The sequence below is a fragment of the Chthonomonas sp. genome (genome assembly GCF_035294165.1).
In the GTDB taxonomy this organism is placed as follows: domain Bacteria; phylum Armatimonadota; class Chthonomonadetes; order Chthonomonadales; family Chthonomonadaceae; genus Chthonomonas.
In genome coordinates this window covers 1-11606 of sequence record NZ_DATGLN010000253.1, presented here as the reverse complement: position 1 = coordinate 11606, position 11606 = coordinate 1, and the positions used below count along the sequence as shown (strand labels likewise).

The 11606-nt window shown below is 58.8% G+C and carries 9 protein-coding genes; 6 read left to right on the top strand and 3 right to left on the bottom strand.

Translation table 11 applies throughout. From position 1 onward, the window contains the following. Positions 1-1965: isoleucine--tRNA ligase (gene ileS / locus VKV29_RS14160; protein ID WP_324201967.1), on the bottom strand; the 1965-nt coding region annotated here is incomplete at its 3' end. 570 nt (positions 1966-2535) lie between these two features. Next, positions 2536-2805, bottom strand: coding sequence for a hypothetical protein (locus VKV29_RS14155; RefSeq protein ID WP_324201966.1), 270 nt, complete (start codon positions 2803-2805; stop codon positions 2536-2538). Between the two features lie 360 nt (positions 2806-3165). Here VKV29_RS14155 and VKV29_RS14150 point away from each other — a divergent pair, with 360 nt between their 5' ends. From VKV29_RS14150 to VKV29_RS14125, 6 genes are all read left to right on the top strand, one after another. Then, positions 3166-4482: an aspartate aminotransferase family protein gene (locus tag VKV29_RS14150; protein WP_324201965.1), complete on the top strand. Its 1317-nt coding sequence runs from the start codon at positions 3166-3168 to the stop codon at positions 4480-4482. Next, positions 4475-5512: an autoinducer 2 ABC transporter substrate-binding protein gene (locus VKV29_RS14145; RefSeq protein WP_324201964.1), complete on the top strand. Its 1038-nt coding sequence runs from the start codon at positions 4475-4477 to the stop codon at positions 5510-5512. Before VKV29_RS14150 ends, VKV29_RS14145 begins: the two co-directional genes overlap by 8 nt. Positions 5513-5539: 27 nt before the next feature. Next, positions 5540-6454: a phosphogluconate dehydrogenase (NAD(+)-dependent, decarboxylating) gene (gene gnd, locus VKV29_RS14140; protein ID WP_324201963.1), complete on the top strand. Its 915-nt coding sequence runs from the start codon at positions 5540-5542 to the stop codon at positions 6452-6454. A gap of 11 nt (positions 6455-6465) precedes the next feature. Beyond that, entirely contained in the window at positions 6466-7032 is a 567-nt protein-coding gene (locus tag VKV29_RS14135; RefSeq protein ID WP_324201962.1) for a hypothetical protein, read from the top strand. Positions 7033-7082: 50 nt separating this feature from the next. Next, the gene (gene zwf, locus VKV29_RS14130; protein WP_324201961.1) at positions 7083-8597 is read left to right on the top strand and encodes a glucose-6-phosphate dehydrogenase; all 1515 of its coding nucleotides are present in this window, start codon (positions 7083-7085) and stop codon (positions 8595-8597) included. A 103-nt stretch (positions 8598-8700) separates the two neighbouring features. Further along, positions 8701-9381 carry a uracil-DNA glycosylase gene (locus tag VKV29_RS14125; RefSeq protein WP_324201960.1) on the top strand — a complete coding sequence of 227 codons (681 nt, stop codon included), beginning with the start codon at positions 8701-8703 and terminating at the stop codon, positions 9379-9381. Between the two features lie 10 nt (positions 9382-9391). Here VKV29_RS14125 and VKV29_RS14120 read toward each other — a convergent pair. Further along, positions 9392-11606: DNA polymerase domain-containing protein (locus tag VKV29_RS14120; protein ID WP_324201959.1), on the bottom strand; the 2215-nt coding region annotated here is incomplete at its 5' end.

Genomic DNA, 11606 nt, shown 5'->3' with positions numbered 1-11606 from the left:
GTCTACCACGTTCCCTTTGCTTTTGTGCATCGCCTCACCGTTCTCATCGAGGGTCCAACCGTTCGTTACGACGGCGCGGTAGGGCGCTTGGCCTTTTGTTGCCACGGCGATCATCAGGGAGGAGTTGAACCAGCCACGGTGTTGGTCTCCCCCTTCGAGGTAGAGTTCGGCGGGCCAATGCAGCTCCGGCCATTCGCCCGATTCCAGAACAGCTCGGTGGGTGCAGCCCGAATCGAACCAGACGTCGAGCACATCGGTCTCTTTGCGTAGGTGCTCCACTCCGGCCCCACATTTGGGACAAACGAAGTTTGGAGGCAGTATTTCCGCGGGGGTACGCCGGTACCAGGCATCGGAGTTCTCTCGACGCACGAGGTCGGCAACCGCGCCGATGCTCTCTTTAGTGAGGATGGTTTCGCCGCAAGCGTCGCAGTAGAAGGCGGGGATGCCAACGCCCCAACTGCGTTGGCGCGATAGGCACCAATCGGGGCGATTGGCAACCATGCTGGTAATGCGATTGATGCTCTCTTTGGGATACCAGGTCACCTTTTGAATGGCTTCGAGCGCTTTCTGACGAAAGCCGTTATGGTCAATGTTCATAAACCACTGCACGGTGGCGCGGAAGATAAGGGGGCTATGGCACCGCCAGCAGTGCGGGTAGGAGTGTTCGTATTTACCGGCGCTCATGAGATGGCCGGCATGTCGCAGCGCCTCAATAACGGCGAGATTGGCGGGTGCTTCTGTCTCGCCCGGCTCCGGCACCACGCGTAGGCCGGCGAAGGAACGACCGGCGTATCCTCCGGCCTCTTGGGTGTAGCGGCCGGACGGGTCTACGGGGTTAAGCACCTCTAAGCCGTACTGCTTACCTGTTTCAAAGTCTTCCTTTCCATGTCCGGGGGCGGTATGGACAATGCCTGTGCCGGTATCCATGGTCACGTAGTTGGCGAGCACCACGGGGGAGGGTCTATCGAAGAGAGGATGCGTTGCGATAAGCCCTACCAGTTCAGAGCCACGAAGCGTTTTAACGGGGGTGAACTCGGCTGCATGGAGAAGCCCCATAGTGGTTTCCAGGAGAGGTTGCGCCACGAGATAAAAGGCGCGTTCCGCTCCGATCTCGGCGGAGACTACAACGTACTCGGCATCGGGATGTACGGCGAGCGCGAGGTTAGCGGGGATCGTCCATGGGGTTGTCGTCCATATCAAGACGTAGGCTGGGTGTTCCGTTTGGTTGGGGAACACGCCATTTGGGTCTTCACGAACGGGAAAGCGCACGTAGATGCTATGCGAAACGTGTGGTTCGTACTCCACCTCGGCATCGGCGAGAGCGGTTTCGCAGACGGCGCACCACAGCACCGGCTTAAGCCCACGATAGATATACCCCTGTTCAACAAGTTCACCAAACACCTCCACCAGCTTGGCCTCGAATTTAGCCTCCATGGTGAGATAGGGGTGCTCCCAATCTCCGCGGACGCCGAGGCGTTTAAACTGTTCCCGTTGGACTTCAATCCAGTGCTGGGCATATTCACGGCAGGCGCGTCGGAGGGCGAGGCGGTCGGTTTCTGGGCGTTCGCCGCCGGTGGTTTTGGCCTCTTCACGAAAGCGTCGCGCCACAGCGTTTTCGATGGGCATACCATGGTTATCCCAGCCGGGGACATAGGGCGCTCGGTAGCCGTCCATCGTGCGGAAGCGTGTGGTGATGTCTTTGGCGATTTTGTTGAGCGCGTGGCCGAGGTGGATATTTCCATTGGAGTAGGGGGGGCCGTCGTGCAACACGAACGTGCCCTTGGGGGCCGGTTTCTGCAGGCTTTTTGCGTAGATGCTTTGCTCGGCCCATCGGCGCTGGAACTCCGGTTCTCGTGTGGGCAGGTTTCCCCGCTGCGGGAAGGCCCCGGGGTCTCGATCGCTAAGGGTTATATGAAGCGTTTTGCGATAGTCATACTGTTTTTGGTTATCGGAATGGGCTGACATCTTTCCTTTTCTCCAAGCGAATGGGTTTCAGGCCTCACCGATGCCGAAACGTCGGTGCCACAGCACATAAAAAAGGCGCCGCCTTATTGCGAAGGGGCGCAACGAGGCGACGCCGGAGGGATGGCAGGCTTTCAGGGAACCGGCGTCGCCTGTGTAATCTCGATAATGAGAGCGTGCGAGACCGCTATCGGTTGCTCGCTGCCTACGAGAAAAGAGCGAATAAGAAAACGCATAGGATGACACCTGGAACTTCGGAGCTTAACGGCTCCGAAGTGTCTCTTATTATACCTTTACTACGCAGGGGATCGCGCACTTTGCGCCGGGAGGATCAAGGTGCAACCCTCAACAGGATGGGTGTCGTTACGACACTCCGCTTCTCTCAACGGCCTGCGAGCTGCGGCACAAGGCCTACCCCTACCGGTGCAGGTTGGTTGATCGTGATGGTTGTAGGGGTAACTCTTGTGGTTACCCCTTGTAGTTACCTGCCAGCTTTGCGGTTCTAGAGGCCGTTTGTGGAGCAGGTCCGCTTCGTTCGACCCTATCCCGTCCTTTCCCCCGATTCGGGAGGTGCTAGCGCACGGCGATGCAGCGGTCTTGCAGACGGCGATGCAGCGGCCAGAGAGATAGACGATTATGGGAACTGTACTGGCCGCTGAGGCGCCCACCGCGAGGTGCACCTCTCCCAAATTGGGGGAGGTGGAGGACGCCCTGCCCCAGAAAATCGCAAGATTTTCTGGGAACCCCTGTCTCGGCCTTGAGGGGCGGGGGGAGGGGGCTTGAAGAGCCGGTAAGATAGACACCTGTCATTTCGAGCCGAAGGCGAGAAATCTTGAGTTTCACTGCCCACCCGTTCTGAGGGGGTTGGGGTGGGGCTGCAGAGACTGCCAATCTCACGGTTCTAGAGCAAGTTAGCAGCGTGAGCTTATCTTGTTCGCCCCCTATCCCTTCCTTCCCCCCGATTCGGGAGAAAGGGGGCGGTTGTGGTTAGTTACCGAAGGAAGCTAATCACAGGAAACCGCTGGTGAACTTGCTGGTCTCCCCTCTGCTAAATTTGGGCAGGAGCCGGCTTTGACGAGAGAGATGCCACTGGTTTTTGAAAGTCGGCGACAATCGCCTTGTCTCAAGTTTTATGGGCGGAACGGTTACCCAAGATGGGAGAATCGTGCTATACTTAGCCATATCGCAAGGGAGTATGAGCCGATGTCCTCTCCAACAACCGAAACAACCTCACCGCAGGGTGTTTCCTTAGAGGGAGAAGCCTACGTAGAGGCCGTTATCGAGCGTTATCGGCAGTACGTGAATCCGGGTTTGGCCCGACTTATGCAGTTTGGGGGCTTTGGAGACGTGGAGGTCTCTGCCGAAGGGTGTGTTCTTACCACGGCCACGGGGGCTAAGTATCTGGACTTTCTGGGCGGTTATGGGGTGTTTTCTGTGGGGCATCGCCACCCTAAGGTGGTGGAGGCCGTTCATCGTCAACTGGATCGGCTCCCTCTTTCGGCCCGCACCTTTTTCTGTGAGGCGCAGGCGTTACTTGCCGAGCAGCTTGCCCGGCTAACGCCAGGCTCGCTGCAGTTCACCTTTTTCTCCAACAGTGGCACCGAGGCGGTGGAGGCTGCTTTGAAGATGGCGCGGGTGGCCACGGGTCGCACGCAGTTTGTGAGCACGGAAGGCTCTTATCACGGCAAGAGCATGGGCAGCCTTTCGGTGACCGGCAGGGAGAAGTATCGCAAGCCTTTCGAGCCTCTTGTGCCTGGGGTGACCTTCGTGCCCTACAACGACGTGGAGGCCCTCGCTACTGCGGTCTCCGAAGAGACGGCGGCGGTGATTCTGGAAGCGATTCAGGGCGAAGGGGGCATTATTCCCGCCAGACCGGGCTATTTAGCGGCGGCCCGCGAAATTTGCGACCGGCACGGCGCGCTGCTGATCGTGGACGAGGTACAGACCGGTTTGGGGAGGACGGGCGCCCTATTCGGTGTCGATCATGAGGGGGTGTGCCCGGACATTATGACGCTGGCCAAAGCCCTCGGTGGTGGGGTGATGCCCCTCGGGGCTACCATTGCGACGCCGCCCATTTGGGAGCGGATTTTCGGCGAGAATCCTCTGTTGCATACCTCTACGTTCGGTGGCAACCCCCTTGCGTGCGCAGCGGGGCTGGCTGCTCTTGAGGTGATTCAGGAGGAGAACTTAGTGCAGCGGGCAGCTGAACGCGGAGAGCAGTTGCTTGCCGGCCTACGTGCCGTTCAAGAAGAGGCCGGTGGGGCCATTACGGAGGTGCGCGGCCGTGGGCTGATGATAGGGGTGGAGTTCGCCGTGAAGGACGTTGCAGAGCTAACCATTAATGGCATGGCGAGGCGCGGGGTGATCGCGGCCTATACGCTGAACAACCCGAAAGTGATTCGGCTAGAGCCTCCGCTGATCGTAACGGCCGAGCAGGTAGATATCGCCCTGGGTGCGTTTCGCGAGGCCACATTGGAAGCGATTTCACTGCTAGAAGGATTGGAGGAGACGGTTGAATAGAGGAGTGGTGCAGGCCGCAGGGCGCTACGCGTTGGGGCTGCTGTTGCTTGGCCTATCGCTGGCCGGCTGTTCCAAAGAGACCCCGTCGAGCGGTGGGAGTTCTTCGGTAGCGCAAGGAGGAAAGCCCAAGATCGTTTTTGTGTTTAAGGTAGGAGGAATCTCCTATAGCGACGCCTGTAAGGCGGGGGCCGAGCAGGCCAACAACGACCCGAAGATAGATGCCACGGTAGAGTATGAGGCACCCGACCAGGCCTCGGCGGGCAAGCAGGCCGAAATTATTGACCAGGCGCGGGTTGGGGGCGCCAATGCAATTGTGGTGTCGCCGGATGATGCCCAGGCCGTTGTGCCTGCTTTGGACAAGGCGGCGGATGCCGGTATTCAGACGTTCACCTGGGACTCGGATGCTCCCACCAGCAAACGGAAGTTCTACGTGGCCGCGGTAGACGACGTGCAGATCGGCGTTGACATTGCGGACGCGCTGGCCAAGGCGATAGGAGGGAAGGGCAAGGTGCTGATCTTTAGCGGTCAACGCACGGCTCAGAACTTGAACAAGCACGTGGAGGGGATGCTGGAGGGGTTTAAGAAGTATCCCGGCATTACCGTAGCCCAGCCGATCTACTACAACGATGATGACAAGACCAAAGCGGTCGCATTGGCGGTGCAGGCGTTGCAGGCCAACCCGGATGCGGTGGGAATCGCCTGTGCGAACTCGGTAAGCCCTCCTGCGGCCGGTGAGGCCTTGAGGAAGCTGGGGCGTGTGGGCAAAGTGAAGGTTTGGGGGCTGGCTTTGCCCAGCGAAACACGAACCTATTTGAAAGACGGCTCGGTGACCGGGCTTTACTTATGGGACCCAACCAAGCTTACCTACTATACGGCCTACCTCGTCCGTCAGGCCTTACGGGGGGAGATGCCAAAGGACGGCGAGATGCTGCCCGGCCTGGCGCAGCCGATCAAGGTGAACGGGCCTATCGTCACCTTGCCGTTGCGCATTACCATTACAAAAGACAACGTGGATCAGTTCCCCTTTTAGAGAAGCGTTTGCAAGGAGTAAGCGACTATGGAGATGGGAATCGTAGGTTTAGGGAAGATGGGTGGCAATATGGCCGAGAGGCTTATTCGCCGGGGACATCGCATTGTAGGCAGCGACCCCAACGAGGCCGCCCGCCAGCGTTTAAGCGCCTTACAGGGCGTGGCTGTCAGCAGTGTGAAAGACCTGATTGACCGCCTAGAGCAGACGCCGAAAGTCGTTTGGAGCATGGTGCCTGCAGGAGAGATAACCGACAACGTGATTGCGGAGGCGGCACAACACCTTCGCCCCGGCGACATTGTGATAGACGGGGGCAACTCGCGCTATACCGACTCGCAGCGCCATTACGAGTTCCTCAAGGAGAAGGGCATTCGCTTCCTCGATGCCGGCACTTCCGGCGGCATTTGGGGGCTAGAGGAGGGGTACTGTTTGATGGTTGGAGGCGACGCCGACACCTTTCAGGCGGTGGAACCTCTTTTGCGTGACCTGGCTCCGGAGGGTGGGCTGCTACACACGGGGCCTGCCGGTTCCGGCCACTATGTAAAGATGGTACATAACGGCATTGAGTATGCCCTGATGCAGTCGTACGCGGAGGGCTTCGAGATACTGAAAGCCTCTCCCTACCCCAATCTCGACCTGGAGGCCATCTGCAATCTGTGGCAGCACGGCAGTGTGGTGCGCTCGTGGCTTTTGGAGCTGGCGGCGCGGGCCTTTCATCAAGACCCCAATTTAGAGAAGATAGAGGGCTACGTGGAGGATTCGGGTGAGGGGCGCTGGACGGTGATGGAGTCGATAGAGCATGCGGTGCCTGCACCGGTTATTGCTATTTCGCTCTATCTACGATTTCGCTCGCGCCAGCCCGACAGCTTTAGCGCGAAGGTGCTGGCGGCCTTGCGGAATCAGTTCGGGGGGCACCCGGTGCACCCGGCAGAGAAGCACGATTAGGAGGCTTACCGATGGCACGGATCGCGCATTTCGGGTGGGCTTGTGGCGGGGCCTTGCTGACTCTTGCGGCCCTGCACGGACATAGCGCCCCGCCGGAGCCAAAGACGCTTGTGGCCGAGCAGTTTCGTTTGGTGGATGCGCGGGGCAACACGCGCGCCGTTTTGAGCTGTGCTCCAGACGGCAGTCCAAGTCTGCTCTTTGAGGACGCTCAAGGCCATGCAAGAGCCCAGGTGGGCATGAAGGGAAGTCGCTCCATCGTCAATCTTGACGATGGGGATGGGAAGGCACGTGTGCAACTGCTTGTGGAGGAGGACGGTTCGGTAGGCCTTGCCCTGCACGATGCGCAGGGGCATGCCCGCGTGACGCTTAACTTGGCGCCGGACGGCAGTCCCACGCTGGCCTTGAGGGATAAAACCGGCGTGCCGCGGGCCTCGTTGGAGATATTCAAGGGCAAGCCTTACTTCAACCTCTCCGACGATCAGTCGCAGGCGGCTGCGGCCATGCTCATCGGGGCGACGAATGAGCCTACCATTCTGCTTCGGGACAAGGATGGCAAGCCGCTTTGGGGAGCGCCCTAACGCTGCTATGTACGGAAGAACTTCATCTTAATAGGCTAGAAAGTAGGACGATGTCATCTGACGTAACGAACCCTTGTGCTCTCGTGCTTTTCGGATCGACCGGCGACCTTACACGGCGGAAGATTATGCCGGCGCTTTACAGCCTCGCCAAACAGAAACTGCTGCCACCGGCCTTCGCCATTATCGCCTTCGCACGGCGAGATAAGGACGATGCGACCTATCGGGAGGATGTACGCGCCGCCATTCGTGAGTTCGCTCCTGCCCTACAGCCCGAAGGGCCGGAGTGGGAGGCTTTTGCGCAGAATATCTTCTATCTTCGCTCCACGCTCGACGATAGCGAGGGCTACCACCGATTGGCAAACCTGCTCGATACCCTAGACGAGGAGCGCCACCTTGGCGGCAATCGGCTTTTCTATTTGGCCACACCTCCTGAAAACTTTCTGGAGATCATTGACCATCTTGGGCGGGCCGGTTTAAACCGTCAGAAGACGCCTCAATCGTGGACGCGAATCGTGGTTGAAAAGCCCTTCGGCTATGACCTGGCCTCGGCACGGCAGTTAAACGCGGAGCTGCGAGCGCGTTTTCGTGAGGATCAGATTTATCGGATTGACCACTATCTGGGTAAAGAGTCGGTTCAGAACATTTTGGTATTGCGTTTTGCCAACCACATCTTCGAGCCGCTCTTCAATAAGAACTACATTGACCACGTGCAGATCATCGTGGCCGAGACGATAGGGGTTGAGGGGCGTGGGAACTACTTCGATAAATCGGGCATTATGCGCGACATGATTCAGAACCATGCGCTGCAGGTGTTGACCTTGGTGGCGATGGAGCCGCCCATCTCCTTACATGCCGATGCCATTCGCGATGAGAAGGTAAAGACGCTGCGATCGTTGCGGCCGTTTTCGCAGGAGGATGTGGCCCGGAGAACGGTGCGCGGTCAGTATGGGCCGGGCAAGCTCGTGATTGATGGCAAGGAGGTGGAGGTGCCGGGCTATCGTGAGGAGGAGGGGGTTGACCCCAAATCCACCACAGAGACGTTTGCGGCCATTCACTTTGCTTTGGAGAACTGGCGTTGGGCCGGGGTTCCTTTTTATGTTTTGGCCGGTAAGCGGTTGCCCAAGCGCGTTACCGAGGTTCAAATACAGTTTAAAGCGGTGCCAGATGTGCTTTTTGCCCGCACGGCTGCGGAGGGACTGCGCCCCAATCGTCTGGTTATCCGCATTCAGCCGGATGAGGGAGCGTTCTTCGAGGTATGCAGCAAGGTGCCCGGCCCCGGTTTAAAGATTCAGACGGTGCAGATGGACTTCAAATACGGATCGGCTTTCAGCGTGCCGGTGCACGACGCCTACGAGCGGCTGCTGCTTGATGCCATTCGCGGCGATGCCAGCCTTTTCGCCCGCGGCGACGAGGTGGAGGCGGCTTGGGAGGTGGTGACGCCCATTTTAGAGGCTTGGGAACACCTTACATGCCCTGTGTTCCCCAACTATGCGGCAGGCACTTGGGGGCCAAAGGCCGCCGCCGATCTGTTGCGCGAAGGGCAGGTGTGGCGCATTCCACAATAGCGTGGGCGTCGGCCGTGGAGGAAAGGATGGGCCGTAGGGATAGGGTAGGCACAAGGCCTACCCCCTGTGCGTGAAACCGGCCTGGAGTAGTGAGAGAAGAGGGATGGCAGAAGAGAGCAATAACATATTCTCCGAGACGAGTTCGGATGGCGGTATCGGAACGAAGGCAGAGCGTCTGCAGCTTGTTGCCGCCCGCGCGGCCACCTGCACGGCGTGCGATTTGGCGGCCACACGAACTCAGGTAGTGTTTGGCGATGGAAATCCGGAAGCGCCGTTGATGTTGGTAGGTGAGGCGCCCGGCATGCACGAAGATGCCACGGGTAAGCCGTTTGTCGGGCGTGCCGGTGTGCTGTTGGACGCCTGTTTGCGCGAAAACGGCATCTCTCGGAAACACATCTATATTACCAATTTGGTGCGCTGCCGTCCTTTTACCACGGAGAGCGGGGCGGCGCGGAACCGCCCACCGACGCAGGAGGAGATCAATGCGTGCCGACCCTGGTTAGAGCAGACCATTGACATCATTCAACCGCTGGTCATTCTCTGTTTAGGGGCCCCCGCGGCCAACGTCTTGATCCATAAAGGTTTCAAAATGAGCCAGGAGCGTGGCCAGTGGTTCGAGGGACGTTATGCGCGCTATGTGGCCGCCACATGGCATCCGGCCTATATTTTACGCCTTCAGGGAGATGCCTATGAGGCCGCTCGGCGGGAGTTGGTGGCCGACATCGCTGCGGCGCGGCAAAAAGTGATCGAGGCCAAGCGCGAACCTAAACTGACCCTGTTTTAAATGCCGGCAGTTAATTGAAGAGATCCAGCTCCCCTTGCAAGGGGCGCGGAATACCGGTGGCCGTGGGGCGCGGAATACAGGCATCGAAATCTTGCGGGGATGGGAAAGCCTCTTCGAGGCGGCGGGCAAACTTGTAGAGTTTGTCAATGTAGTAGGGGATGTTCTCGTCGTTTTGGTACTCTTCTAGGCGCCCAAGCCGACCGTCTTTGCGTTCATAAACCCACACGTAGTCTCCTATGGGCACTCCCTTTGCGACCTCCGCCGAACGACTCTTGAGTTCGCTTTGGAACGTTTTGGGGGTCACCCGTTCGCGCCTTGCCAAGTCCTGAATGGGAATTTCGCGGTTCAGCAGGCGTTGGATGGTCTGTTCATAGAGCTTGCAGAGACTTTGGATATCGCCGTCGAGCAGATAGGCAATGGCTTTTTCGAGGAACTGCCGGCCGTAGCGTTCATCGGCGCGAGAGCGGAGGGAGGCGCCTTTAAGAATGCGGGTGCCATCGTAGCAGGCGAGCGCGTAGTTTTTGGTTTTTAAGGAGAGCATGGCGGCATAGCGCCCATCAAAGGCAAGCCGGATGCCGGGTGGGAGCATGGCACCGATTTGGGCCACGTAGGTGCGTTCTGCCTCTTCCCCCTCGACGCCTTCGGGAGGTACGAAGTAGACACCATCGGTGTCCACTTCGATCACGCGGCTGCCCGTCTCCTCAAGGTGCTGGACGAGGGATTGGACGAGCTTGCGTCCCTCTTCCGTCACGCGACGTGCTGCATCGTAATCGTTGAAGTTAAAGGGGCCACCGAGGTAGCCGTAGAAGGAGTTGATCAGCACCTTAAGCGAGGCCTGCAGGCCGTCCCAATAGGCGAACTCGGTGGAGGCCTTTTGCGTCTCGGCGGCCTTTCGTTTGGCCTCAAGACGCCGTTCGGTTAGAAATCGCAGGGCGGGCAGAAAGATGCCCAACGTATCTGAAGCCGGCGCGATGGAGTAGGTTAGCATGAGGCTGGGGTAGAGGCTTTCCACATCGGCCTTTACCACTCGGCGCAGCACCCCTCGTTCGCGAACCTCCACATAGCCACCCTCATAGGGTTTGGAAGGTTGTGGGAAGGGAATGGCTCTTCCTTCGTGGAGGTAGGCACGTAGGAAGATAGTGTTGATCTTTTCGCCGTTACCCGACGCCACAACCTGCCCATAGTTATCGGGCACCATTTGGGTTTGGTAGAACTCGACGGGGGTGATGATGGCCGCTAGGCGCTCCACCTCTTCCACATCTTGGAGGGCATAGCGCAACACCATGTCGGGCTGTTGTGCGTAGAGCCGCAGCATATCCTGTCGGGGCAGCTCGAGGCGGTCGTCCGAGGCGATGCCGAAGTGGCGGGCGCACTCTTTTAAGCCGTAGCTCACGAGAGATTGGCGTCCCCAGTCGAAACGTTGCACAACGAGGTAGGTATCCACCACATGCCGTCCGAAGATATAGATCGGGCGGAAGGGACGTGTAGCGCCGCCGATGGCATAGTTACGTTCGTTGGCGCGCCAAGGCTCCGAACCATCGCGTCCTAAGGCCAATTTCACCCCAAGAACCCTGGCCCTTTCCAGCAGATAGGGAAAATCGAAGCCGAGAATGTTGTGGCCTTCGAGCACGTCGGGGTCACGTTCGGCGACGAGCGTTACGAACTGCTCCAAAATGGCCATCTCGTCGCCCTCCAGCACCGTTTTGAAGCCAGTGTTGTCGGAGATGGCGATCAGAAGAATGCGGCTGTCGGGTGCTGTGGGGCTAAGCCCGGTGGTCTCCAGATCGAACTGCATGCGGCGGATGTCTTCAAAGGCCATGCCTTTAAAGAGGGTTTTCCCGAGGCGGGTAAGCGCCATACGGGCGTCGCTGCTGCATGCCAAGTGCTCGATGTGGTGCTCGCGCAGCCATAGGCGTGCATCCCGATAACCGGCGAGGTCATCGAAGAGGGCCAGAACGCGATAGCCTTCGCCAAAAGCCTCATCCGTATCGAGGGCGATGCATTCGGCGATGGGAATTTGGGGTGGCGGCTCTTCTTCAAGCAGAAGCCAGGGGCGGAAAGGAATGGTGCGGCAGACCACCTCATCTGTTTCGGTGCGGCGATAGACGGCGAGGGTGGTATCTTTTGCAACGGTCTCCACGGCCACAATGCGGGGTTCGGGGTCCCACCCGTAGAGTATCTCTTCGGCCTGCATGACGGTATTTTCTTCTTTGTGGGGATGTTTT

What these genes read in the sequence shown, in the direction of transcription:
- zwf (WP_324201961.1), top strand. Translation starts at nt 7,083, where the DNA reads ATGTCATCTGACGTAACGAACCCTTGTGCTCTCGTGCTTTTCGGATCG.
- VKV29_RS14135 (WP_324201962.1), top strand. Translation starts at nt 6,466, where the DNA reads ATGGCACGGATCGCGCATTTCGGGTGGGCTTGTGGCGGGGCCTTGCTG.
- VKV29_RS14150 (WP_324201965.1), top strand. Translation starts at nt 3,166, where the DNA reads ATGTCCTCTCCAACAACCGAAACAACCTCACCGCAGGGTGTTTCCTTA.
- VKV29_RS14125 (WP_324201960.1), top strand. Translation starts at nt 8,701, where the DNA reads ATGGCAGAAGAGAGCAATAACATATTCTCCGAGACGAGTTCGGATGGC.
- gnd (WP_324201963.1), top strand. Translation starts at nt 5,540, where the DNA reads ATGGAGATGGGAATCGTAGGTTTAGGGAAGATGGGTGGCAATATGGCC.